The 23,474-nt window shown below is 64.5% G+C and carries 22 protein-coding genes; 18 read left to right on the forward strand and 4 right to left on the reverse strand.

What is annotated here, in order from left to right; genetic code table 11:
- Positions 1 to 82: 82 nt before the first annotated feature.
- From AC1ROX_RS00475 to AC1ROX_RS00530, 12 genes are all read left to right on the forward strand, one after another.
- On the forward strand, positions 83 to 2,044 hold the full coding sequence (locus tag AC1ROX_RS00475) for a heme lyase CcmF/NrfE family subunit (RefSeq protein WP_493121391.1): 1,962 nt from the start codon (positions 83 to 85) through the stop codon (positions 2,042 to 2,044).
- Between the two features lies 1 nt (position 2,045).
- Positions 2,046 to 2,585, forward strand: a complete 540-nt coding sequence (locus AC1ROX_RS00480) for a DsbE family thiol:disulfide interchange protein (protein WP_493121393.1) — start codon at positions 2,046 to 2,048, stop codon at positions 2,583 to 2,585.
- A gap of 86 nt (positions 2,586 to 2,671) precedes the next feature.
- Positions 2,672 to 3,136, forward strand: a complete 465-nt coding sequence (locus AC1ROX_RS00485) for a cytochrome c-type biogenesis protein (RefSeq protein WP_493122495.1) — start codon at positions 2,672 to 2,674, stop codon at positions 3,134 to 3,136.
- A 5-nt stretch (positions 3,137 to 3,141) separates the two neighbouring features.
- Positions 3,142 to 4,419: a c-type cytochrome biogenesis protein CcmI gene (ccmI, locus tag AC1ROX_RS00490; RefSeq protein WP_493121395.1), complete on the forward strand. Its 1,278-nt coding sequence runs from the start codon at positions 3,142 to 3,144 to the stop codon at positions 4,417 to 4,419.
- Positions 4,420 to 4,533: 114 nt separating this feature from the next.
- Positions 4,534 to 4,779: a hypothetical protein gene (locus AC1ROX_RS00495; RefSeq protein ID WP_493121396.1), complete on the forward strand. Its 246-nt coding sequence runs from the start codon at positions 4,534 to 4,536 to the stop codon at positions 4,777 to 4,779.
- A 17-nt stretch (positions 4,780 to 4,796) separates the two neighbouring features.
- Positions 4,797 to 6,563, forward strand: a complete 1,767-nt coding sequence (locus tag AC1ROX_RS00500; RefSeq protein ID WP_493121398.1) for an N-6 DNA methylase — start codon at positions 4,797 to 4,799, stop codon at positions 6,561 to 6,563.
- Positions 6,553 to 8,655 carry a type I restriction-modification system subunit M gene (locus AC1ROX_RS00505; RefSeq protein ID WP_493121400.1) on the forward strand — a complete coding sequence of 701 codons (2,103 nt, stop codon included), beginning with the start codon at positions 6,553 to 6,555 and terminating at the stop codon, positions 8,653 to 8,655. The genes AC1ROX_RS00500 and AC1ROX_RS00505 overlap by 11 nt, the downstream gene beginning before the upstream one ends.
- Positions 8,652 to 9,785: a restriction endonuclease subunit S gene (locus AC1ROX_RS00510; protein ID WP_493121402.1), complete on the forward strand. Its 1,134-nt coding sequence runs from the start codon at positions 8,652 to 8,654 to the stop codon at positions 9,783 to 9,785. Before AC1ROX_RS00505 ends, AC1ROX_RS00510 begins: the two co-directional genes overlap by 4 nt.
- Positions 9,786 to 9,809: 24 nt before the next feature.
- Entirely contained in the window at positions 9,810 to 13,238 is a 3,429-nt protein-coding gene (locus AC1ROX_RS00515; protein ID WP_493121403.1) for a type I restriction endonuclease subunit R, read from the forward strand.
- Between the two features lie 89 nt (positions 13,239 to 13,327).
- Positions 13,328 to 13,750, forward strand: a complete 423-nt coding sequence (locus tag AC1ROX_RS00520) for a nuclear transport factor 2 family protein (protein ID WP_493121405.1) — start codon at positions 13,328 to 13,330, stop codon at positions 13,748 to 13,750.
- An 80-nt stretch (positions 13,751 to 13,830) separates the two neighbouring features.
- The gene (locus AC1ROX_RS00525) at positions 13,831 to 14,109 is read left to right on the forward strand and encodes a DUF4160 domain-containing protein (protein WP_493121406.1); all 279 of its coding nucleotides are present in this window, start codon (positions 13,831 to 13,833) and stop codon (positions 14,107 to 14,109) included.
- Between the two features lie 11 nt (positions 14,110 to 14,120).
- Positions 14,121 to 14,549, forward strand: coding sequence for a DUF2442 domain-containing protein (locus AC1ROX_RS00530; RefSeq protein WP_493121408.1), 429 nt, complete (start codon positions 14,121 to 14,123; stop codon positions 14,547 to 14,549).
- A gap of 223 nt (positions 14,550 to 14,772) precedes the next feature.
- On the opposite strand, the gene ahpF is transcribed toward AC1ROX_RS00530, so the two are convergent.
- Positions 14,773 to 16,353, reverse strand: coding sequence for an alkyl hydroperoxide reductase subunit F (gene ahpF, locus AC1ROX_RS00535; protein ID WP_493121410.1), 1,581 nt, complete (start codon positions 16,351 to 16,353; stop codon positions 14,773 to 14,775).
- 96 nt (positions 16,354 to 16,449) lie between these two features.
- A complete protein-coding gene (gene ahpC, locus AC1ROX_RS00540) occupies positions 16,450 to 17,019 on the reverse strand; it encodes an alkyl hydroperoxide reductase subunit C (RefSeq protein ID WP_422009167.1) in 570 nt (189 codons plus the stop codon).
- Positions 17,020 to 17,133: 114 nt separating this feature from the next.
- Between ahpC and AC1ROX_RS00545 the strand changes: the two genes are divergently transcribed.
- A complete protein-coding gene (locus AC1ROX_RS00545) occupies positions 17,134 to 18,003 on the forward strand; it encodes a hydrogen peroxide-inducible genes activator (RefSeq protein ID WP_493121412.1) in 870 nt (289 codons plus the stop codon).
- Between the two features lie 159 nt (positions 18,004 to 18,162).
- On the opposite strand, the gene AC1ROX_RS00550 is transcribed toward AC1ROX_RS00545, so the two are convergent.
- The gene (locus tag AC1ROX_RS00550) at positions 18,163 to 18,471 is read right to left on the reverse strand and encodes a hypothetical protein (RefSeq protein ID WP_493121414.1); all 309 of its coding nucleotides are present in this window, start codon (positions 18,469 to 18,471) and stop codon (positions 18,163 to 18,165) included.
- A gap of 3 nt (positions 18,472 to 18,474) precedes the next feature.
- Positions 18,475 to 18,813 carry a hypothetical protein gene (locus AC1ROX_RS00555; protein WP_493121416.1) on the reverse strand — a complete coding sequence of 113 codons (339 nt, stop codon included), beginning with the start codon at positions 18,811 to 18,813 and terminating at the stop codon, positions 18,475 to 18,477.
- 111 nt (positions 18,814 to 18,924) lie between these two features.
- Here AC1ROX_RS00555 and AC1ROX_RS00560 point away from each other — a divergent pair, with 111 nt between their 5' ends.
- From AC1ROX_RS00560 to AC1ROX_RS00580, 5 genes are read left to right on the forward strand one after another with little or no spacing between them, the layout of a single operon-like run.
- Positions 18,925 to 19,599, forward strand: coding sequence for an MSMEG_1061 family FMN-dependent PPOX-type flavoprotein (locus AC1ROX_RS00560; RefSeq protein WP_493121418.1), 675 nt, complete (start codon positions 18,925 to 18,927; stop codon positions 19,597 to 19,599).
- Positions 19,581 to 20,504: a fatty acid desaturase gene (locus tag AC1ROX_RS00565; RefSeq protein ID WP_493121420.1), complete on the forward strand. Its 924-nt coding sequence runs from the start codon at positions 19,581 to 19,583 to the stop codon at positions 20,502 to 20,504. The genes AC1ROX_RS00560 and AC1ROX_RS00565 overlap by 19 nt, the downstream gene beginning before the upstream one ends.
- A 9-nt stretch (positions 20,505 to 20,513) precedes the next feature.
- Positions 20,514 to 21,485, forward strand: a complete 972-nt coding sequence (locus AC1ROX_RS00570) for an alpha/beta fold hydrolase (RefSeq protein ID WP_493121422.1) — start codon at positions 20,514 to 20,516, stop codon at positions 21,483 to 21,485.
- Positions 21,478 to 22,920 carry a thioredoxin family protein gene (locus AC1ROX_RS00575; protein ID WP_493121424.1) on the forward strand — a complete coding sequence of 481 codons (1,443 nt, stop codon included), beginning with the start codon at positions 21,478 to 21,480 and terminating at the stop codon, positions 22,918 to 22,920. The genes AC1ROX_RS00570 and AC1ROX_RS00575 overlap by 8 nt, the downstream gene beginning before the upstream one ends.
- Before the next feature lie 27 nt (positions 22,921 to 22,947).
- On the forward strand, positions 22,948 to 23,472 hold the full coding sequence (locus AC1ROX_RS00580; RefSeq protein ID WP_493122497.1) for a UGSC family (seleno)protein: 525 nt from the start codon (positions 22,948 to 22,950) through the stop codon (positions 23,470 to 23,472).
- The last annotated feature ends 2 nt before the right edge of the window (positions 23,473 to 23,474 follow it).

The raw sequence follows: 23,474 nt of genomic DNA on the forward strand, positions 1-23,474 counted from the left end.
TGAGACTGGCGCAGTGCGTTAATTCAAAAAATGCTGTCATCCCGAGCGCAGCGAGGGACCTTTCGCTTCCCTTGGAGGCGTCGTGATCCCCGAACTCGGACACTTCGCTCTCATCCTCGCGCTGGCTGTCGCGCTGGTTCAGGGCACGTTGCCCTTGATCGGCGCATCCCGTAACGACCTGAGACTGATGACGCTCGGCCGCACGGCCGCGCTCACGCAGGCCTTCCTCGTGCTGCTCGCGTTTGGCGCACTCACGCAGGCCTATGTGACGTCCGACTTCTCCGTCCTCAACGTCGTCGACAACTCGCATTCGGCCAAGCCGCTGCTCTACAAGATCAGCGGCGTGTGGGGGAACCACGAAGGGTCGATGCTGCTCTGGGCGCTGATCCTCGCGCTGTTCGGCGCGGCGGTCGCGATCTTCGGCAACAACCTGCCCGACACGTTGCGCAGCCGCGTGCTGGCGATCCAGGCGCTGATCGGCGTCGGGTTCCTGGCCTTCCTGCTCTTCACCTCGAACCCGTTCGAGCGCGTGTTCCCGGCGCCGCCGGACGGCAACGGGCTCAACCCGCTGCTGCAGGACCCCGGCCTCGCCTTCCACCCGCCGCTTCTCTACCTGGGCTATGTCGGCTTCTCGGTGACCTATGCCTTCGCCGTCGCCGCCTTGCTCGAAGGAAGAGTCGATGCCGCCTGGGCGCGCTGGGTGCGGCCGTGGGCGCTCGCGGCCTGGTGCTTCCTCACGCTCGGCATCGCGCTGGGCTCGTGGTGGGCCTATTACATCCTGGGCTGGGGCGGCTTCTGGTTCTGGGATCCCGTCGAGAACGCCTCGCTGATGCCGTGGCTCGCCGGCACCGCGCTGCTGCACTCGGCCATCGTCGTGGAGAAGCGCGACGCGCTGAAGAGCTGGACGGTGCTGCTGGCGCTGCTGGCCTTCTCGCTGTCGCTGCTCGGCACCTTCCTGGTGCGCTCGGGCGTGCTGACCTCGGTGCATGCCTTCGCGCAGGATCCGGCGCGCGGCCTGTTCATCCTGGCCTTCCTGCTGCTGGTCACCGGCGGCGGCCTGGCGCTCTACGCCTGGCGCGCGCCGCAACTGCAGGGTGGTGGGCTGTTCCAGCCGGTCAGCCGCGAGGGCGCGCTGATCCTGAACAACCTGCTGCTGTGCACCTTGGCGGCGACGGTGCTGCTGGGCACGCTCTATCCGTTGTTCCTCGACCTGCTGACCGGCAACAAGGTCTCGGTCGGCCCGCCGTTCTTCAACGCGACCTTCGTGCCGCTGTGCGCGCCGCTGTTCGCCGCCCTCTGCGTCGGGCCGTTCCTCGGCTGGAAGCGCGCCGAACTGTGGCCCGCCCTCATGAGATTGCGCCTCGCGCTCACCGTGTCGCTGGCGGCGATCCTGGTCGCCATGACGATGATCGACAGCCGCTCGACGCTCGCAGCCTTGGCCTTCGGCTTCGGCGTCTGGCTGATCGTCGGCAGCCTCGCCTCGCTCGGCGACCGCGTCCGCACCGGCACGCTCCGCACCATCCCGCGCTCGACCCTGGGCATGGTGATCAGCCACGCCTCGCTCGGCGTCGTCGTGCTGGGCTCGGTCGCGACCTCGTCGTGGAACACCGAGCTGATGCACACGATGAAGCCCGGCGACAAGGTCGCCTTCGCGGGCTACGCCGTGCAGCTCGAGCGGATGGACGAGGTGCAGGGCCCGAACTACATCGCCGAGCGCGCGACCCTGAACGTCACCGTCGGCGGCAAGCCCTACACGGTGCTGCAGCCCGAGCGGCGTCTCTTCACCGTGCAGCGCCGACAAGTGGCCGAGACCGCGATCCAGACCAACCTGCTGCGCGACTTCTACGCCACGCTGGGCGAGGGCGATCCGCAGCAGGGCTGGGTGATCCGCCTCTATCTCAACCCGCTGGCGCCATGGATCTGGCTGGGCGCGGCGCTGTGCGCGCTGGGCGGCTTCGTCTCGCTGTCGGACCGCCGCCTGCGCATCGGTGCGCCATCGCGCAAGCCCCTCTCTCAAGCGCCGCCCCTGCAGCTGGCCGAATAGCATGCGCCGCCTCCTCTTCATCCTGCCGCTGCTGACGCTCGCGCTGATGGCGGGCTTCTTCGCCTGGTCGCTGACCAGCGGCCGCGACCCCGCCTCGATCGGCTCGGTGGTGGTGGGACGGCCGGCGCCCAGGCTCGACCTGCCGGCGCTGCGCCCGGGCGAACCGCCGCTCACCGACGAATCCTTGCGCACCGGCAAGCCGGTGATCGTGAATTTCTTCGCGAGCTGGTGCACGCCCTGCCTCGCCGAGCATCCGCTGTTCACGCGGCTCAGCGAACGCGAGGGCGCGACCATCATCGGCATCGCGTGGAAGAACAAGCGCGACGACGCGCTGCCTTGGCTGAAGAAGCTCGGCGATCCCTTCAGGCTGGCGGGCCTCGACCTCGACGGCAAGACCGGCCTCGACTGGGGGCTGTCGGGCGTGCCCGAGACCTACCTGATCGACGGCGCCGGCATCGTGCGCCGGCACTATCGCGGCCCGATCACCGAGCGGGATCTGAACGAGACGATCCTGCCATTCCTTAAGGGGGCGGTGAAGTGAGCCCCCGCCCCCTTTGTCATCCCGAGCGCAGCGAGGGACCTTTAGGGCCACAGCAAAGGTCCCTCGGCCTCTGGCCTCGGGATGACATCAAACGCGTGCTTCTGGCGTGCGTCCTAGTGCTCGCGGCTCTCATGAGCCCCGCCCTCGCCGTCGAACCGTCCGAAGTCCTCCCCGACCCCGCGCTCGAATCCCGCGCCCGCGAGATCGGCCGCGCGTTGCGCTGCGTCGTCTGCCAGAACCAGTCGATCGACGATTCCTCGGCCGAGGTGGCGCGCGACATGCGCCGGGCCGTGCGCGAGCGGCTGACCGCCGGCGACGCCGACTCCGACGTCTTCGCCTTCATGGTGGCGCGCTACGGCGACTACGTGCTGCTGAAGCCGCCCTTCAAGGCCGGCACGCTCGTGCTGTGGCTGGGCGCGCCGCTGGTGCTGCTGGTCGCGGGCGGCGCCCTCCTGATCGCCGCGCGCCGCCGCCGCGCGCAGCCCGTCGTCGTGCCAGAACCGCTCGACGAGGAGGAGCGCCGCCGCCTCGACGCGCTCCTCAAGGGCTGACGGCGATGCTGGAATTCCTGCTCGCGCTGCTCACCACCGCGACGGTCGGCGCCCTGCTGTGGCCGCTGCTGGCGCGGCGCCTCGACCGGCACGACCGGCTGCAGGCCGAGCTCGCGATCTACCGAGACCAGCTGGCCGAGCTGGAGCGCGAGCGCGCCGCCGGCAGCCTGCCGCCGTCCGAGGCCGCCGCCGCCCGCACCGAGATCGAGCGCCGCATGCTGGCCGCCGGCGACGCCGCCGCGCAGGCCCGGGCGTCCACGCCCTCCGACGCCTGGCACAAGTGGCTGCCGCCCGCGCTCTCGCTCTTCGTGCCGCTACTGGCGCTCGGCCTCTACCTGCAGACCGGCCGGCCGGGCCTGCCCGCCGCGCCGTTTGCGGACAGGGGCACAGAACGCCCCGCCCCGTCGCAGCAGATCGACGTCGCCGGCCTGCTGGCCGAGGCGCGGGCGCGGCTGAAGGAAAATCCCGACGACCCCGAGGCGCTTGCCGCCCTGGGCGAGGGCCTGACCCTGGAGGCCGGCGGCACCGTGACCCGGCCCGCCGTCGAGGCGCTGCAGCGCGCGCTGAAGGCGCGGCCCGACGATGCGCGCACGCTCTACTATCTCGGCCTGCACGAGGCGCAGAGCGGCGACTCCAGGGCCGCGATCGCGCGCTGGCGCGAGCTCGAGGCGAAGAGCCCGGCCGACGCGCCGTATCTCGGCATGCTGCGCGCCGAGATCGCTCGGGTGGCCCGCGCCGCCGGGATCGAGACGCCGCCCTCACCGACCCAGACCGCGCCCGACTCCACCATGCCGACGCCCAGCCGCGAGCAGCAGGAGGCGATGGCCGCGCTCCCGCCTGAGCAGCGCCAGCAGGCGATCCGCACCATGGTCGAGGGGCTGGCCGCGCGCCTCGCCGACGCGCCGCAGGACCGCGCCGGCTGGCTGCGCCTGGCCAATGCCTGGAAGGTGCTGGGCGAGAACGCCAACGCCGCCGACGCCTATGCCCGCGCCGACACGCTGGCCCCCGTCGACGCGCGCATCCTGGCCGACTGGGCCGAGGCGCATGTCCGCCAGCTCAGCGCGGGCGCCGTCCCCTCGGCCCAGGCCGTTGCCGTGCTGGAGCGGCTGGAGAAGGCCGAGCCGCGCAACGCGCTGGCCCTGTTCTACCTGGGCGTCGCCGCCGAGGCCGCGGGCAACAAGCCGGCGGCGCTGCAGCGCTGGAAGACGCTGCTGGCCCTGCTGCCGGCGGATGCGCCGATCCGGGGGATGCTGGAGGAGAGGATCAAGGCGGCGGGGGGTTAAGTCACGGACAGAGAGAGCTTTGCGGCTAGAGAATTTCCTAAAATGTTTTTAGTCAGTCATTGACTAATTAATCATCCCCCTCTACCTTGCCATTGCCCGCAAATGGAGGTGGCATTGAAGCATAGCAAGCATATCGCCGGGAGAATGAGCCAGAGGGGCATCGGTAAGGCCATGATCGATTTGGCCTTGGCGCACGGCCGCTGCGAGTTGGATGGGTATATTCTTGATAGGCGAGAGGTAGATCGCCGGCTCGATGAGATCCGTCAGGAGCGCAGTCTTCTTCTGAAGGTGCGCGATAAAGGTGGCGTTATCGTTGTCGCAAACGACAACACCCTCATCACCACCTACAACTGCAGCTAAGGATCGACCCCACGCTAATGGATAACCAAGCAGTCTCGGTCCTGATGGATACTGTGCGGCGCATGCCACACCTGCCCATCTTTGCAGCCACGCCACTGGCTCTTATGTTGCTCTGGTCGCAAGTATCGGCCGCCAAACTGAACGGGCTCCCCTCTTTCGAGGACGCCTCCGCCGATTTCACGTCGAAGCAGCCGACCAAGATTGCAAACATCCTATGTCCCGCAATTTCGGCCGAGGTGGCAGCGGCTCTGCAGCGGCTTCAGCCTAGCGAGATCGAGCATCTGCGCCGTGCTGTTGTTGTTGCCCTCGACAACCAAAGCAAAGAGGAGTTCGCGGAGGCCATTCTCCAAGTGTGTGTACCCGATGCCTGGATTCAGGCGAGTACATCAAACCTCCTTCAGCGTGCGCTCGACGCTACAGAGAATTCGAGCGTCTACTGCTCGTTCTCCTATGCGGTCCGTCCCGCTTGGAGTCTGTCAACGTGCTGTGATGTCGACCTGGACGTCGAGTCTCCCGAATTGATGCGCATCTTGACACTCCTTGCATCGGCGTGTCGCCGGCGCCTCACAGTTCGAGCAAACACATTGACTTCCGTCACCAGCGAGGTCCGCACACTCAAGCCAGCCCACGCCCTCATCTTCCCACCCATCGGAATGCGATTGAGCCCGGCATACTCCTCGCCGTTGGCTCTCGATGTTGGAGGTCCTGGACCCATTAGTTCCGAAGCTCTCGGCGCCATCTGGGGAGCTCAACTCGGCCGTGGACGCGCCATTGTCGTCGTTGGCAACGGCTTTCTGTTTCGGACGTCGAGCAAGGACGCTGCAATCAAGCAACGACTAGTCAACAATTACGGCTTGGAAGCGGTCGTCGCCTTGCCCCGCGGTACATTTCCGAGCAGCGCTATCGCCGCGTCAGCGCTTGTCTTCGGCGGAGAGACATACTCGCAATTTCGAAAAGACCATCTACGCTTCATCGACGCGACCGAGGCAGACACAGTCGAGGTTGCACAGCTTATCGATGCCGCAGCGCCGCGTGGTCGCTATAGAGACGCCTCCATTGGAGAAGTTGAAGCTGGCGACTTCAACCTGTTGGTTGATCGTTACATCTTAGATCCCGATACCATAAAGAACCGCGATTTCATCGAGACGCAGACAACCGCCGCTCTCTCCGATCTCGCCGAAATTCGCCGCTCACAAGCACTTCCGCGAAAGTCCGGCAACGAGGAGGGCGTCAGAGTCCGCGAGGCGCTGCTAGCTGATATCGATCATGCTCGGCTTTTCTTGCCTGAGAAGCTAAGCGAAATACCTCGTACGGCTTTCCCAAAGATTGAAGCCTCGATCCTACAGCCCGGCGACATATTGCTTTCCATTAAGGGCACCATTGGAAAGACGGCGCTGGTGACGGACGCACCAATTGCCCAGAGCAAGCCCTTGCCCATTGTGCCGGGGCAGTCTTTCGTAATTATCCGGCTACGCAAGGGCGGCCCTATTCGAGAGCCGGCGGTTCTTGCTACCTATCTCCGAACACCGATTGCACAATCTCTACTTGAAAGAATGGCCGGTGGCACGACTATCTCTAACGTCGCGATGGGCCAATTGAAGAATATGCCGGTTATAATCCCGAGTGCCGAAACTCAGGCAAAGCTCATTGCGCGCTTTGAGGAGTGGGAAGAAATCCAGTTCGAGATGGATCGACAGCGGGAGCTAATGAGCTTCGTAGAGGGAGAACTGTTCGCCCTGGCGACGGGGCGGGGCGGGCAGGAAGGCCAGACAAATGAACACTGATCATCTCAAGGGCATCGAGAAATTCGAGGCCGGCTTGTGGAAGATTGCCGACAATCTGCGGGCGAACTCCAACTTGGCCTCGAACGAATACTTCATGCCCATCCTGGGCTTGATCTTCCTGCGCCATGCCACGAACCGCTTCTATGAGGCGCAGGCGGCGATCGAAGCTGACAAGAAGGCCGGGAAGATGCCGGATCGGCCGCTTGTAGAGGCGGACTTCACGCGCCGCCGCGCACTCAATCTGCCGGAATCAGCACGCTTCGACGTGATTCTGAAGACGCCAAAGGACGGCAACCTTGGTGCGGCACTCACGGCGGCGATGGAAGCGATCGAGGCGGCATTTCCGCCGCTTGCAGGCCAGCTACCCAAGGACTACGGGCGCTTCGAGGGCAGCGTCCTTGAGGAAATGATGCGCATGTTCGACTCCGAGGGCCTGCGCAGCGCCTCGGGCGACGTCTTCGGACGCATCTACGAGTACTTCCTCGCCGAGTTCTCGAAGCAGGGCGCGCATGATGGCGGCGAGTTCTTCACGCCGCCCTCGATCGTCCAGACCATCGTCAACGTGATCGAGCCGGACCATGGGATCATCCTCGACCCTGCCTGCGGCTCGGGCGGCATGTTCGTGCAGTCGAGCCATTTCATCGAGGATGCCGGCCAGGACACGATGAAGCGTGTCACCTTCTACGGCCACGAGAAGAACGAGACGACCGCCAGGCTCGCGCAGATCAATCTCGCGGTGCACGGCCTGCAGGGGACGATCCGGGCCGGCAACGAAGCGATCACCTATTACAAGGACCCGCACGAACTGGTCGGCAAGTGCGACTTCGTGATGGCCAATCCGCCCTTCAACGTGGACGAGGTGGACGCCGAAAAGGTGAAGGGCGACAAGCGCCTGCCGTTCGGCCTGCCGGGCGTGAACAAGGGAAAGAAGGTCTCGAACGCCAACTATCTCTGGATGTCTTATTTCTACAGCTACCTTAACGACAAGGGCCGAGCGGGCGTGGTCATGTCCTCGCAGGCGTCGAGCGCAGGTCGCGACGAAGCAACCGTGCGCCAGAAGCTGGTGGAGACCGGCGCAGTCGATGTGATGATCGATATTCGCGGCAACTTCTTCTACACGCGCACAGTACCTTGCCAGCTCTGGTTTTTCGACCGGGCGAAGGAGAAGAACGCAAGCCGCGCCGACCATGTTCTGATGCTCGATGCGCGGCAGATCTTCCGAAAGGTCTCGCGCTCGGTCTGCGATTTCTCGCCCGAGCAGCAAAAGAACATCGCGGCCGTCGTCTGGCTCTATCGCGGGCAGCAGGACCGCTTCCTGAAGCTGGTCGAAAGCTATCTTGGGGAAGCCGTGGCGCTGGGCACGAAGGCGCAGAAGCCATTGGAGGCTTACGAAGACGCGCTCGGCAAACTTGCCTATCTGCTGAAGCCCTTTGCGACGGCGAAGCGTGAAGGCGATCCGCTGGCCGGGACATGGGACGAACTCACCAGCGCGCAGGCCACCCTAAGCTCGGATATCGAAGCCTTCGGCAAGGAAGCAGAGGAGCAAGCCAAGGCATGGGTCAAGGCGGCACGCGACAATGCCGGGCTGCATGCGGCGCGGGCGGCTTTTCACCCGGTGGCGGATCGCTGCCGCGACCTGACCAAGCAGATCGACCTCGCCGTAAAGCTCTCGGGCCGGGTGATCGACATCGCGGTGAAAGATCTGGCGGCGCGCGATGCCGAAGCCTGGAACAATGCCGACGTGAACAAGGCTCGTAAGGCGCTGGATGAGGCGCGGGCGAGGGCGGTGGAGGCGCTACGGCAGGCGCGATATTTTGTGAAGCAGGCGGAGTGGTTGCAGGAGCGCTTCCCCGAGGCCTGCTTGCGCGATGTCGAGGGGCTGGTGAAGCGTGTCGATCGCGCCACCGTTGCCGCCCATGACTGGAGCCTCACGCCGGGCCGCTATGTCGGCGTCGCGCCGGAAGAAACGGACGAGGATTTCGACTTCGAGGAGGCGCTGCGTTCCATCCATATCGACCTCAAGGGCCTGAACGAAGAAGCGGCGGACCTGGCGGCGCGCATAGCCAAGAACTTCGAGGAGCTAGGCGCGTGACGGCTTTCTATCTCGGCTCGAAACATTGGAAGCCTTCGGTTCTTCAAGATCTTGTGTTTTTGCAGCGTGGCTTTGACATCACGAAGGCTGAACAAAAGGATGGCGACGTTCCGGTTATCTCTTCATCTGGTCTTGGCAGTTGGCACAATGAAGCCATGGTCGAAGGGCCGGGCGTTGTAATTGGCCGCAAGGGTTCTCTGGGTACCGTCCACTTCTCCGAAATCGACTACTGGCCACATGACACAACGCTTTGGAGTAAATCACTCAATGGTAACAATCCGCGATTCGTCTATTACGCACTGAAGTGTCTGGGCCTTGAGCGGTTTAACGTTGGAGGAGCGAACCCGACCCTCAACAGGAACCATATTCACAGCCTTCCGATCTATCTTGCCGATCGAAAGACGCAGGACAACGTCGCCTCGGTGGTCGTTGCCTACGACGATCTGATCGAAAACAACCAGCGGCGGATAGCGCTGTTGGAAGAGGCGGCGCGGATGCTCTACCGCGAATGGTTCGTTCACTTCCGCTTCCCCGGCCACGAACACGTCAAGATCATCGACGGCTTGCCCAAGGGGTGGGCCCGCTTTGCTCTGTCAGACTTGGCAGATTTTGTGAATGGCTATCCATTCAAGCCGTCTGAGCTTAGCGAGGAAGGAGTGCCGATCGTAAAAATCCCCGAACTGAAGTTGGGAGTGACGGACAAGACGCCAAGAAATTCAGGAGAAGAGATACCGAAACGATATCACATCAATGATGGCGATCTGATTTTCTCTTGGTCGGGCACGCTTGCAGTCAACATTTGGTCCGGCGGACCAGCGCTATTGAACCAGCATTTGTTTTTGGTCTTACCGACTGGCCGAGTAAGTGCTGCATTCATGTTGCTTGCATTGCGGGAAGCGCTACCTGCATTTGAAAATCATACCGTTGGTGCGACGATGAAGCATATCAGACGTTCGGCACTTGATCGGGTCTTTGTTTGTTTGCCCGAGAGCACGATGATGTCGGTCGTGGAGGACAATTTCCAACTGATCTACAGGCAATTGACTATCCTCAACCAACAAAACCAAAAACTCGCCCAAGCCCGTGACCTTCTTCTGCCGCGCTTGATGAGCGGGGAGATCGCCGTATGACTCTCGCGAGAAAGGCAGCGTGACATGGCGGTGACGGGCGTCAACAGCGAGGACCGGCTGGTGCAGGCGACCTTCGCCGCCCATCTGAAGGATCGGCTCGGCTGGGAAACCGTCATTGCGTGGAACGAGGAGACCTTCGGGCAGGGCGGCACCTTGGGCCGCGCCAGCACGAGTGAGGCGGTGCTTACCCGCGATCTGCGCGCCGCTCTGCAACGCCTGAACCCCGAACTGCCGCCCACGGCCATCGACGATGCGGTGCGGGCACTCACCGTCCATGATTTCAGCCACTCGATAGTGCAGCACAATCAGGATTTCGCAAGATTGATCCGCAACGGCGTGCCTGTCTCGTGGCGGGACGGGCACGGCCAGCGCTGTGATGCGCATGCTCGCGTGATCGATTTTGACAATGCGCCGGGAGCCAACCGCTTCCTCGCCGTCCGCGAACTGAAGCTTACCGGCCTGCGCACGCCAAATTACAACCGCCGCGCAGATGTTGTTTGTTTCGTCAACGGCCTGCCGCTGGTCTTCATCGAGTTGAAGGCGGTCTACAAGAACATCCGTGCTGGGTTCGATGGTAATCTGCGCGACTACATGGACGAGAACGTCATCGCCCATGCCTTCCACCACAACGCGTTCCTGATCGTGAGCAATGGCCACCGCGCCCGCTACGGCTCGATCACCAGCGCCTGGGATCACTTCGCCGAATGGAAGCGGCAGGAGGAGACCGACAAAGGTAAACTGGACGCCGAGGCTCTGCTCGATGGCATGCTGGCACATGACCGGCTACTCGATATCGTCGAGAACTTCATCCTGTTCGACGAAAGCAAAGCGGGAAAAACGCGTAAAATCGTGGCGCGAAATCATCAGGTTCTTGGTGTCAATCGCGCCGTGGCGTCCGTCGCGCGCCAGGAAGAATTGAAACGCGAGTTCCCGCCCGACAAGCGGCTCCAACATCGCGTCATCGAACTGCCGCTGGAGAGGCGCGCCTCGGCGGTGAAAAAGCGGCTCGCCCTTGCCGAACAGTCTGCAAAGTTTCTTCCCGCGTTGCCCTCGTTCATCCCCGAAGGGCCGATCAATATCATCGAGCGGGCGCACCCGGATCTCGGGCGGCTCGGCGTGTTTTGGCACACGCAGGGCAGTGGGAAGAGCTATTCCATGGCTTTCTTCGCCGAGAAGGTACGCCGCAAGGTGGAGGGCAACTTCACCTTTCTGCTGATGACCGACCGGCAGGATTTAGACAGCCAAATTTACAAGACCTTCGTTGGCTGCAATGTGGTCGAGAAGGATACGCCTCGTGCTGCCTCGGGCGCGGCCCTCGAAAAGCTGCTGAAGGAGAACCATCGCTACATCTTCAGCCTGATTCACAAATTTAATCAGGATGTGGATCCGAAGAAGCCTTACAGCGAGCGCGACGATATCATTGTGATTTCGGACGAGGCGCATCGCACGCAATCGGGCAGGCTCGCCCGCAATATGCGCCTGGCGCTGCCGAACGCGGCCTTCATCGGCTTTACGGGAACGCCGCTCTTCAAGCAGGACGAGATCACCAAGCGCATCTTCGGTGGCTATGTCTCTCAGTATAATTTCAAGCGCTCCGAGGAAGACGGCGCGACCGTCAGGTTGGTCTACCAGAACCGGGGCGAGAAGCTCGGCTTTGTGCACTCGGATCTAAACGAGCGCATGGCCGAAAAGATCGAACAGGCCGAGCTCGATCCGGATCAAGCTGCTCTACTGGATAAGCTGCTGGGTAAGGACTACGAGATCATCACGGCGGATGAGCGCCTCGACAAGATCGCAGCGGATTTCGTTGAGCATTGCGCAACGCGGTGGGAATCCGGGAAGTCCCTGTTCGTCTGCATCGACAAGATCACCTGTGCCCGCATCTTTCAGCGCATTGAGCCTCTTTGGAAGGCGAAGGCCATGGCTGTGCGCTCTGCCTTCGCGGCCAAGCAGGCCGAAGCAGCGGCGGAGATGGATGAAGCGGTTCGCGCCGCCCTTGCCGATCAGGCGGTGAAGCTGGAAAAGCAGGCGAAATGGCTCGATGAAACCATCATCGAAATCATCATCAGCGAGGCGCAGAACGAGGTCGGCGACTTCAAGAAGTGGGATTTCGATATCATCCCGCATCGAGAGCGGATGAAGAAGGGGTTCGAGGTAGCGGGCGGCGAGCGCGTCGATGTCGAGACGGCCTTCAAAGACCCGCAGCACCAGTTCCGGGTGGCCATTGTCTGCGCTATGTGGCTTACCGGCTTTGACGTGGAGTGCCTTTCGACGCTCTACATCGACAAGCCGATGAAGGCGCACACGTTGATGCAGGCCATCGCGCGGGCGAACCGCGTCTATCCCGGCAAGGATCATGGCCTGATCGTTGATTACAATGGCATGCTTAAGAGCTTGCGCGCGGCGCTCGCGCAATATGCCTTGGGCGATGATGACGCGGGTGGAACGGATATCGCCACGCCGATCGAGGAACGAGTACAGGCGCTTATCGAAGCGATCGAGGCCACCGAGGCGCATTTGCGCGCGCTCGGCTTCGATCCGGCAGTCCTGCATGGGGCGAAGGGCTTTGCGCGGATCAAGGGGCTCGCCGATGCGGTTGAAGCCGTCTATTCCAGCGACGAGTCAAAGCGCCGCTTCGAGATCATGGCGCGGGAGGTCTTCAACCGGTTCAAGGCGCTCTTGGTGGAGCAGAGCGCCTGGGTTTATGCTGAACGTCACGACAACATTGAGGCGGTCTACAAGAAGCTCAGCGAGCGGCGCGATACCGCTGATGTAACCGAGTTGCTCAAGGAGCTGCACCGTATCGTAAATGAGGCCATTCGCACGCAGGCACCGGGTGACGATCAGGCCGCAGGGCTGACTTTCGATCTCAGCAGAATCGACCTCGACAAGCTTCGCGACGAGTTCGCGAAGAAGGTGCGGCGGAAGGCTACGGTCCTTCAGGACATCCGCGACATTGTCGAGCAGAAGCTAGCTGACATGCTTGCCCGCAATCCGATGCGAATGGACTATCAACTGAGGTACGATGGCATCATCGCGGACTACAACAGCGAAAAGGATCGCACGACGATCGAAGAGACCTTCAGACGGCTGGTTGAACTGGTGCGAAGCCTTGATGAGGAGCAGGAACGGGCGGCGCGCGAAAGCCTTTCCGACGAGGAGTTGGCCGTGTTCGACTTGCTGAAGCGGGAAGATTTGACCAAGGCCGACCGCGAGCGCGTGAAGCAGGCAAGCCGGGACATGCTAGCCTCGATCAAGACGCGATTGGCCGAACTCGATCGCTTCTGGGAGAAGGAGCAGACCAAGGGCGAAGTCGAGGCGTTCATCCTCGACGAAATCTTTACCAAACTGCCCTCACCACCCTTCACCCCCGAAGAGAAGAAGCTGGTTGCCGACAGCGTGTATGCGCATGTCTGGCAGCAAGCACTGCAAGGAAACTTTGCTCCCGCCTAACAAGAGAGCATCATTACCTCCCAGACAATCGCCGCCTCGCCCGTGCTGGCCTATCTCCCGCGTGGATCAACCATCCGCAGGAGGAAGCCATGTCCCATCCCACCGCCACGCCGGACGCCGTCGTCGAGGCCTACGTCGCCACCTGGAACGAGACCGATCCCTCGCGCCGCCGCGCCGGCCTTGCCGCGGCCTGGACCGAGACGGGGATCTACCGCGATCCGGTGATGGCGAGCGACGGGCCTGCCGGGATCGACGCCATGCTGGCGGGCGTGCAGGCGAAGTTCCCGGGCTTCGTGCTCAAGCGCACCTCGAAGGTCGACGCTCATGGTGGTTCCCTGGGCGGTCCCTCGGGCGGCCCCTCTGGCAGTTCGGGGGGGCTCTATCTGCGCTTCACCTGGTCGCTGGGTCCGGCCGACGGGCCCTCGGTCGTCGAGGGTGTCGATTTCTGCACCCTGGCGTCGGATGGGCGGCTGGCGTCCGTGGTGGGCTTCATCGACAAGATGCCGGGTTGAGATTGCTCGTATAGGTTGCTGTACGTATGAGAATAGCAATCTATCATCCCGTCTGATGGGTTGTTTGAATAACCCGTCAGATGGGTTATCCTCATGCGACCGTCCATCGCGCTGGAAATCTGCGCTTCGTCGTCTTTCTCGACGATCACGGGCCGCCCCATGTCCACGTCTTCTCGGGGCGTGCCGAGGCGAAGATTCTCCTCGGATCGGACGATGGCGGGCCGGAGGGGGACGGGCCGGAGCTGGAGTGGGCGCGCGGCTTCGATCGCGCCGGCCTGCGCCGGGTGCTCGTCGAGGCTGGGCTGAGTCGGGTGAAGCTGCGGGCTGCGTGGCGTCGGGTTCACGGCGCCGAACGATGAGGAAGGTCGAGATGGCGGGTGATCGATCGAAGGCCGAGATGGGTCGCGAGATCGACCGCGCCCTGGCGCGCGGTCGGCGACGCGCCGTGACCGAGCCGCAGGCCGAACGCGCGCACTATGAACGCCGGACCGGCCGGGTCGTGGTCGATCTGACCAATGGCTGCAGCTTCGTCTTTCCGGCGCGGTCGCTGCAGGGGCTGGCGCAGGCGACCGACGCGGAGCTGGCCGACGTCGAGATCCTCGGGGCGGGCCATGGGCTGCACTGGCCCGCGCTCGATGTCGACTTCACCGTGCCCGGCCTGCTGATGGGCGTGTTCGGGACCCGCGCCTGGATGATCTCGGAGCTGGCGCGCCGCGCCGGCCAGACCAAATCCAAGGCCAAGGCGGCCGCCGCGCGCGCCAACGGTCGCAAGGGCGGCCGCCCGCGACGGGTGGCTTAAGCGGGCCGAATAAACGCAATATACGAAATAAACGAAACAACTGAAACGGAGGGGGCCCTCCCCTGCGCGCGACTCAGTCGCATATGAAGTGAAGGTCCCTCCCTGCGTTCGGGATGACAATTCTGTCGGGATCGCCGACCAAGCAAACGGTGTCATCCCGAACGCAGGGAGGGACCTTTCACCTCGCCCCGGGAGCGAGTCCCGGGGTTCTGGTGGCCGGATATCAGGCCGCTTCCTTCACTTCGACCGGCGTGCTGCGGATCAGGTGGTCGAACGCCGACAGCGCGGCCTTCGCGCCCTCGCCCATGGCGATGACGATCTGCTTGTAGGGCACGGTCGTGGCGTCGCCGGCGGCGAAGATGCCGGGGACCGAGGTCTGGCCGCGGGCGTCGATCTCGATCTCGCCGCGCGGGCTGAGCGCGATCGCGCCCTTCAGCCATTCGGTGTTGGGCACCAAGCCGATCTGCACGAAGATGCCCTCGAGCTCGATCGTCTTCTGCTCGCCTGTGGTGCGGTCCTTGTAGGCGAGGCCCGTCACCTTGGCACCGTCGCCGTGCACCTCGGTCGACAGCGCCGAGACGATCACCGTCGCGTTGGGCAGCGAGCGGAGCTTGGCCTGCAGCACCGCGTCGGCGCGCAGCTGGCCGTCGAACTCGATCAGCGTGACGTGGCTCACCAGACCGGCGAGGTCGATCGCCGCCTCGACGCCGGAATTGCCGCCGCCGATCACCGCCACCCGCTTGCCCTTGAACAGCGGGCCGTCGCAGTGCGGGCAGTAGGCCACGCCCTTGTTGCGATACTCGGCTTCGCCGGGGACGTTCATCTGCCGCCAGCGCGCGCCGGGCGAGAGCACGATGGTCTTGGCCTTCAGGGTCGCGCCGTTCTGCAGCTCGACCGTGGCCAGGCCGCCCGGCTGCGTCGCCGGGATCAGCTTGGTGGCGGTCTGCAGGTCCATCACGTCGACCTCGTAGTCCTTCACGTGCGCGGCCAGCTCCGCGGCCATCTTCGGGCCCTCGGTGTGGGAGACCGAGATGAAGTTCTCGATGCCCATCGTGTCCAGCACCTGGCCGCCGAAGCGCTCGGCGGCGATGCCGGTGCGGATGCCTTTTCTTGCGGCATAGATCGCCGCGGCCGCGCCGGCGGGGCCGCCGCCGACCACCAGCACGTCGTAGGGCTTCCTGGCCGCGATCTCCTCGGCCGCGCGTTCGCTGGCGCCGGTGTCGAGCTTGGCCAGGATCTGCTCCAGGCTCATGCGGCCCTGGCCGAACGGTAGGCTGTTCAGGAAGATCGACGGGACGGCCATCACGCCGCGCTTCTCGACCTCGTCCTGGAACAGGGCGCCGTCGATCGCGGTGTGGCGGATGCGCGGGTTCAGCACGCTCATCAGGTTCAGCGCCTGCACCACGTCGGGGCAGTTCTGGCACGAGAGCGAGAAATAGGTCTCGAACGTGTAGTCGCCGTCGAGGCCCTTCACGCGCTCGATCGTCTCCTGCGCCTCCTTGCTCGGGTGGCCGCCGACCTGCAGCAGCGCCAGCACCAGCGAGGTGAATTCATGGCCCATCGGGATGCCGGCGAAGCGCACCGAGATGTCGGTGCCGGCGCGCACGATGGCGAAGGAGGGCTTGCGCATGTCCTCGTCGGCCTCGGCGAAGCTCACCTTGTCCGACAGGCTCGCGATCTCCTGCAGCAGCTCCCGCAGCTCGGCCGACTTCGCTGAGTCGTCGAGCGACGCCACCAGCTCGACCGGCATGGTCAGGCGCTCGAGATAGCCCTTCAACTGCGTCTTGAGGTTGGCGTCCAACATGGGAGGTACTCCTTACTGAAATTGACTCTTGTCATCCCGACCGGAGCGAAGCGGAGTGGAGGGACCTTTGAAGGTCTCTCCACCCCTTCGTCATCCTTAAATCTTGCCGACCAGGTCGAGGCTGGGGGCGAGGGTCTTCTCGCCTTCCTTCCAGGCGGCCGGGCAGACTTCGCCGGGATGCGAGGCGACGTACTGGGCGGCCTTGACCTTGCGCAGCAGCTCCGAGGCGTCGCGGCCGATGCCACCGGCGGTGATCTCGACGATCTGGATCTTGCCGTCCGGGTCGACGACGAAGGTGCCGCGGTCGGCCAGGCCGGCTTCCTCGATCATCACGCCGAAGTTGCGGGTGATGGCGCCGGTCGGGTCACCGACCATGACGTACTCGATCTTCTTGATGGCTTCCGACGTGTCGTGCCACGCCTTGTGGCTGAAGTGCGTGTCGGTCGAGACGCTGTAGATCTCGACGCCCAGCTTCTTGAACTCGGCGTAGTTCGTGGCCAGATCCTCGAGCTCGGTCGGGCACACGAAGGTGAAGTCGGCCGGGTAGAAGAAAACGACCGACCACTTGCCCTTGCCCTTCAGGTCGGCATCGGTGACGTCGATGAACTTGCCCTTCTGGAAGGCGGTGGCCTTGAACGGCTTGATCTCGGTGTTGATGAGGGACATTGGCTTGAAACTCCTTGAGTAATTGGTCGCAACGCTACTTAGGGGCATTCTAAGATCGTTTAAAGCGCAAAATACCGAATTGAATAATCGGCAAAAGCGATTAAATGACAGCCCATGAAGCCTATCCCGACACTGCGACAGCTCCGCTACCTCGTGGCCGTCGTGGACCGTTGCCATTTCGGGCAGGCGGCGACGGCCTGCAGCGTCAGCCAGTCGACCCTGAGTGCCAGCATCCAGGAGCTGGAGGAGCTTCTAGGGGCGCCCTTGCTGGAGCGGACCAAACGGTCGGTCGTGCCGACGGCGCTGGGCCGCAGCCTCGCCGAGCGGGCGCGCGGCCTGCTGAAGGGCGCGGAGGACCTGACGGAGCTGGCCCAGGCATCGCGCGATCCACTGTCCGGACCGCTTCACCTCGGCGTCATCCCGACCATCGGCCCGTTCCTGCTGCCCAAGGCCATGCCCAAGTTGCGGGAAAACTTCCCCAAGCTGCAGCTCTACCTGCGCGAGGACCAGACTGCGCGCCTGCTGGAGCGGCTGGAGGCCGGCGAGCTCGACGCGGTGCTGCTGGCGCTGCCCTACGCGCTGGGCGATCTCGAGGTGATGGATCTCGGGGAGGACCGGTTCTCGATCGTCCAACCGGCCGGCCATATGCCAGCGGCGAACATCGCCGACGAGAACCTGCTGCTGCTGGAGGACGGCCACTGCCTGCGCGACCAAGCGCTGGCGGCCTGCGAGCTGGAAGGCGCGCGGCGCAATGCCGGCTTCAACGGCACCAGCCTCCACACGCTGGCGCAGATGGTGGCCAACGGGTTGGGCGTGACCCTGATGCCGCAGATGGCCCTGGACGCCGGCATCCTCCGCGGCCTCGACGTGACCGTGCGGCCGCTGGCTGGCGCTGCCCCGCACAGGCGCATCGGCCTCGTCTGGCGGCGCTCGTCGGCGCGCACCGAAACCTTCCGCGCGCTCGGCGAGGCGCTGAAGAGTTAATCCGCGATGTAATGAAGAAGTAGCAGGCCAGCCCTGCAGGATTGACTCGACAACTCCCACAGGAAGCTGTGCTACGTCGGGAACTGCAGAGAATAAAGGCCTGTGCGCCCGACCGCGGAACTCGCGGCCGGGCTCTTTTTTTGCGCAGGCGCTTGGCCGTTACGGCTGCTGCTGAGCCGGGGCGGCCGGTGCCGTCTCGGGCGTCGGGGTGGCCGGGATCGGCGTGATCCGTGGCACCTCCGGTGTCCTCGTCTCGTTGGTCGGCGCGTTGATGTTCGCCGGGTCCGGGACACGGGCCATTTCCGCCCGGTCCGACTTGTCGCCGGAGAAGAACATCAGGCCGGCGGCCGCTACGATCGCGGCCACCACGCCCACCACAAGGTAAAGTCCGCGGCTCGGGGCCTTCGGCTCGAAGGTCGCGTCGTCATAGGCGACGGGCCTGTCGAGCTTGGGATCGTAGTCGCTCATCTTTTACTCCTGCGGCGGCGGGCGATCCGGGTTACGCGGACCCGCCGGGTTTGCTGGAAGCGGGACTGCGGCCGGGCTATCGGCGCCCGGGGCCGGGGTCACGGTCGGGCTGGCCGGCGTGTCGGTCACCGTCCGCTCGATGGGCGCCGGCGCCTGGGCCTGCTCGGGGCCGGACGCGTTCTGCGGGTTGCCGAAGTACAGGAAGCCACCCACCAGGGCGACACCCGCCAAGATGGCGAGCAGGGTGTAGCCGGGGCTGGCACCGTCGTTCGGCGCGCGGTAGGGGTCCTTGGGGTCGTAGCCGAGTCGGCCCGGACCCAAGTTGGGATCGTAATCGCTCATCTGGTCCTCCTCTTGCTTCGTGACTGCACAACCAACGACTCCCCGCGCCGAATGGTTTCCTCGGTGGGGGGTGCCTGCTACCCTGCCTTGCAGATTCCGGAGGTCTCCAAGATGCCTGATTCTGTGACTTTTTCCGCTCCCCCGACGCAACCCGAATTGCTCGACGCCGCCGGCGCGACCGCCCTGGTCGCCTCCTATGCGCCGGTGAGCGCGACGGCCGCCATCAAGGATATCGGCCGCATCGATGGGCACATGGGGCGCTTCATTGCCCTGTCGCCGATCTGCCTGATCTCGACGGCCGATGCGTCGGGCAAGCAGGACGTGACCCCGCGCGGCGATCCGCCTGGCTCGTTCAAGGTCCTCGACGAGAAGACGATCGCGCTGGCCGACCGGCCGGGCAACAACCGGCTCGATACGCTGCGCAATCTGCTGGAGAACCCCGAGGTCGCGCTGATCTTCCTGCTGCCCGGCGTCAACGAGACGGTGCGGGTGGCAGGCACGGCGCGCCTGTCGGTCGATCCGGCCTTGCTCGACTCGATGGCGGTGCAGGGCAAGGCGCCGAAATGCGCCATCGTCGTCTCGGTGCGCCAGGCCTATCTCCATTGCGCCAAGGCGCTGCTGCGCTCGCGCCTGTGGTCGCCGGACTACCTCCAGCCCAAGGGCACCTTCCCCTCGATCTCGCGCATGGTCGGCGACCAGATCGGCCTCAGCGAGGACGAGAAGAAGAAGCGCGAGGCGGCGACCGAACACGCGTACAAGGAGGGCCTATGGGCGCCTATATCGTAACCGGCCAGCGCGCCCGCCAGATGCGGGTGGTACCGGCCGAGGTGCTGAAGCGGCTCTATGCCCGCGACGACACCAAGGGCCTGATCCAGACCGGCGCGCACCTGGCGCTGCTGGTCCTGGGCGGCTGGCTGGTGCTGGAGACACGCGGCACCTGGTGGGTGCTGCCGGCCCTGCTGCTGCAGGGCATCTTCGTGAACGCGCTGTTCGGCGCGATGCACGAGTCGGTGCATTATGGCTCGTTCAAGACGCGCTGGATGGCCGACCTGCTGGCCTTCTTCTCGGGCGCGGCGATCCTGAACAATGCCGGCTTCTACCGGCACTACCATCTCGCCCATCACCGCTACACCCAGGACCCGGAGCGCGATCCCGAGCTCATCACCTCCGGGACCCCGCGGACCTGGAAGAACTATCTCTTCCGCATAAGCTCGATCCCGTTCCTGATGATCCGCGCGCGCGACATCCTCCTGTTCCCCTTCGGCTTCCGCGGCGACGTCACCTACATCCATGAGTCGGCCTGGCCCGAGGTACGGCGCTGGGGCCGCTGGCTGCTCGCCCTCTATGCCGTGCTGATCGTGGGCTCGATCCTGCTCGGGACCGACGTCGTGCTCTGGGTCTGGTTCTTCCCGCTGCTGGTCGGCCTGCCCTTGCTGCGGCTCTACCTGCTGACCGAGCACACGCTCTGTCCCAACAGCGACGACGGCTTCGCCAACACCCGCACGACGATCTCCAATCCCCTCGTGCGCTTCCTGATGTGGAACCTGCCCTACCACGCCGAGCATCACCTGCTGCCCAACATCCCCTTCCATCACCTGCCCGAGGCACACCGGCACCTGCGGCCGCACCTGAAGTACGTGGCAAAGAGCTATGCTCAGACGCACGGCGAGATCATCCGCAGCTTCGGCTAATATCGAGCGATGCGGACGAAGGAAGGTATCTGGTCGGCAGACAATGTCCGGCTGCAGCGCGGCGGCACGCTGAAGCAGGCCCGCATCGTCTGGAAGACCTACGGCACGCTGTCGCCCAGGCGCGACAACGTCATCCTCTATCCGACCAGCTACGGCGCCCATCACACCGACATCGAATGGCTGGTCGACGTGCGGCGCTGCCTCGATCCCAGCCGCTACTTCATCGTCATCCCCAACATGATGACGAACGGCCTGTCCTCGTCGCCGTCCAACACGCCGGAATTCCCCGAGGTCACGACCTACGACAATGTCATGCTGCAGCGGCAGATGCTGGTGGAGCTGTTCGGCATCGACCGGCTGAAGCTGGTCTATGGCTGGTCGATGGGTGCGCAGCAGGCCTATCACTGGGGCGCCCTGTTCGGCGAGGCTGTCGAGCGCATCGTGGTCAATTGCGGCTCGGCGAAGACCGCGCCGCACAACTTCGTCTTCCTCGAAGGCATCCGCACGACCTTGCAGGCCGCCGCGACGCCGCAGCAGGGATTGCGCGCCATGGGCCGCATCTATGCCGGCTGGGCGCTCAGCCAGACCTTCTATCGCAGGGAGATGTGGCGCGGCCTGGGCTTCAACAGCCTCGAGGATTTCCTCGTGCGGTCCTGGGAGGCGAATTTTCTGCGTCGCGATATGAACGACCTGCTGGCGCAGCTTTTTACCTGGCAGCACGGCGACATATCGGCCAACGATCTCTATCGTGGCGACCTGCAGATGGCGCTGGCCGGCATCAAGGCCAAGGTCCTGCTGATGCCGTCGGCGACCGATCTCTATTTCCAGACGGACGACAACAGGGAAGAGTTGCCGTATCTCAAATATGGAAAGCTGGTGGAGATCCCGTCCGTATGGGGTCATCGCGCCGGCAATCCGCGCGACAATCCCGAGGATGCCGCGTTCATCGATGCCCAGGTGGAGGCTCTGCTGAATGATTGAGGTCTTGCCCGCGGACGGGCTGGTGATCGTCGCCAAGCACGAGTGCCATACCTGCGTGCTGGTCGAGCCGGTGATGCAGAGCCTCGATCGTGCCGGCCCACTCACCGTCATCACCCAGGACGATCCGGCCTTTCCGTCCGGCGTTTCGCGCGTGCTCGACGACCAGCAGCTCGAGCGCTCCTTCCATCTCAAGGTCGAGGCCGTGCCGACCCTGATCCGCTACGAAGGCGGCCGCGAGGTCGGCCGCACCGTCGGCTGGGATCGCGCCGAGTGGACCCGCATTGCCGGTGCCGCGGCAGCGGGCGAGGGCCTGCCGGCCTGGCAGCCGGGCTGCGGCTCGCGCAGCGTCGAGCCCGGCGTGCAGGAAGCGCTGATCGCGCGCTACGGCGATCCCGGTCTCGCGTCGCGCGAGATCCCGGTCGGCGAATGGGACGATCCCATCGAAGCCTGCTTCGAGCGCGGCTGGAGCGACGGCCTGCCCGTCGTGCCGCCGACCGACGAACGCATCCTGCGCATGCTGGGCGGCACCGACCGCAAGCCCGACGAGGTGGTGGGCCTGATCCCGCCCAACCTGGCGCCCTGCACGGTCGAGAAGGTCGCGATCAACGCCGTGATGGCGGGCTGCAAGCCGGAATACATGCCCGTCGTGCTGGGCGTGCTCGAAGCCGCGCTCGATCCGCTGTTTGTGCTGCATGGCCTGCTCTGCACGACGCATTTCTCCGGTCCGCTGGTCATCATCAACGGACCGGCGGCCAAGGCGGTCGGCATGAATTCCGGCGTCAATGCGCTGGGCCAGGGCAACCGCGCCAACGCCACGATCGGCCGGGCGCTGCAGCTTATCGTGCGCAATGTCGGCGGCGGCCTGCCCGGTGGCATGGACCGCGCGACCTTGGGGAATCCCGGCAAGTACACCTTCTGTTTCGCCGAGGACGAATCCGATCCCGACTGGGAGCCGCTGGCGCAGCGCCGCGGCATCGCGGCCGGCAAGAGCGCCGTCACCTTGTTCCATGCCGAGGGCGTGCATGGCTTCATCGACCAGAAGTCGCGCACGCCGGAGGAGCTGACCCGCTCACTGGCGATGGGCCTGTTCGGCGTCGGTCACCCGAAGCTCTGCAACTCGGGCAATGCGGTGCTGGTGCTGTCGCCCGAGCACTATCACATCTTCAAGGAAGGCGGCTGGAACCGCCGTCGCATCGAGGACGAACTCTACCAGGCGCTGAAGCGGCCCGGCCGCGACCTGATTCACGGCGCGCAGAACGTGCCGGAAGGCTTACCCGCTTCGATGGCCGACCAGATGGTCGACAAGTTCCAGCCCGACGGGCTGCTGATCGTTCGCGCCGGCGGTCCCGCCGGTCTATTCTCCGCCATCATCGGCGGCTGGCCCGGGCAACGCGTGAGCGACGAGTGCCAGGCCGTCACCCACGAGATTCGCTGAAGGACATCGCCCCCCATGAATCAGGCAATGAATTATTCGAGCAAGCTGCGCGACCCGACGTCCGAGACTTCGCCGACGCGGCGCGCCCGCCTTGCCCCGCCGGCCTCGCTCGACGGCAAGGTCGTGGCGCTGATGGATATCGGCAAGTCGCGCGGCGCGGAGTTCCTCGACCGGCTCGAAGGCCACTTCAAGGCGGCCGGCGTGGCGACCAAGCGCTATCGCAAGCCCACCAACACCAAGGTGGCGCCGGCCTCGGTCATGCAGACCATCGCCGCCGAAGCGCAGCTCGCCGTGATCGCCTTAAGCGATTGAGGCTCCTGCACATCGTGCAGTCTGCACGACCTTCATAATCTCGACGGACGCGGCCTTCCCGGCGTCAACATCGTGACCACCGAATTCGTGGACGGCGTCACCGCGCAAAGCGATGCGCTGGGCTTCGAACCGGCGGTCGTCTACGTCCCTCATCCGATCCAGAACCGCACCAAGGACGAGATCACCGAAATCGCCGACCGCGCCTTCGCGCAGGTGATGGCGTTGTTGAAGAGCGCTTAGCA

This window comes from Reyranella sp. GW821-FHT14A01 (genome assembly GCF_058803965.1).

Excerpts from the sequence above, each read along its gene's own strand:
- AC1ROX_RS00500 (WP_493121398.1), top strand. The coding sequence starts at position 4,797 with ATGGATAACCAAGCAGTCTCGGTCCTGATGGATACTGTGCGGCGCATG.
- AC1ROX_RS00480 (WP_493121393.1), top strand. The coding sequence starts at position 2,046 with ATGCGCCGCCTCCTCTTCATCCTGCCGCTGCTGACGCTCGCGCTGATG.
- AC1ROX_RS00560 (WP_493121418.1), top strand. The coding sequence starts at position 18,925 with ATGCCTGATTCTGTGACTTTTTCCGCTCCCCCGACGCAACCCGAATTG.
- AC1ROX_RS00565 (WP_493121420.1), top strand. The coding sequence starts at position 19,581 with ATGGGCGCCTATATCGTAACCGGCCAGCGCGCCCGCCAGATGCGGGTG.
- ahpC (WP_422009167.1), bottom strand. The coding sequence starts at position 17,019 with ATGTCCCTCATCAACACCGAGATCAAGCCGTTCAAGGCCACCGCCTTC.
- AC1ROX_RS00550 (WP_493121414.1), bottom strand. The coding sequence starts at position 18,471 with ATGAGCGACTACGATCCCAAGCTCGACAGGCCCGTCGCCTATGACGAC.
- ahpF (WP_493121410.1), bottom strand. The coding sequence starts at position 16,353 with ATGTTGGACGCCAACCTCAAGACGCAGTTGAAGGGCTATCTCGAGCGC.
- AC1ROX_RS00515 (WP_493121403.1), top strand. The coding sequence starts at position 9,810 with ATGGCGGTGACGGGCGTCAACAGCGAGGACCGGCTGGTGCAGGCGACC.
- AC1ROX_RS00525 (WP_493121406.1), top strand. The coding sequence starts at position 13,831 with ATGGGTTATCCTCATGCGACCGTCCATCGCGCTGGAAATCTGCGCTTC.
- AC1ROX_RS00575 (WP_493121424.1), top strand. The coding sequence starts at position 21,478 with ATGATTGAGGTCTTGCCCGCGGACGGGCTGGTGATCGTCGCCAAGCAC.
- AC1ROX_RS00530 (WP_493121408.1), top strand. The coding sequence starts at position 14,121 with ATGGCGGGTGATCGATCGAAGGCCGAGATGGGTCGCGAGATCGACCGC.
- AC1ROX_RS00570 (WP_493121422.1), top strand. The coding sequence starts at position 20,514 with ATGCGGACGAAGGAAGGTATCTGGTCGGCAGACAATGTCCGGCTGCAG.
- ccmI (WP_493121395.1), top strand. The coding sequence starts at position 3,142 with ATGCTGGAATTCCTGCTCGCGCTGCTCACCACCGCGACGGTCGGCGCC.
- AC1ROX_RS00505 (WP_493121400.1), top strand. The coding sequence starts at position 6,553 with ATGAACACTGATCATCTCAAGGGCATCGAGAAATTCGAGGCCGGCTTG.
- AC1ROX_RS00520 (WP_493121405.1), top strand. The coding sequence starts at position 13,328 with ATGTCCCATCCCACCGCCACGCCGGACGCCGTCGTCGAGGCCTACGTC.
- AC1ROX_RS00545 (WP_493121412.1), top strand. The coding sequence starts at position 17,134 with ATGAAGCCTATCCCGACACTGCGACAGCTCCGCTACCTCGTGGCCGTC.
- AC1ROX_RS00555 (WP_493121416.1), bottom strand. The coding sequence starts at position 18,813 with ATGAGCGATTACGATCCCAACTTGGGTCCGGGCCGACTCGGCTACGAC.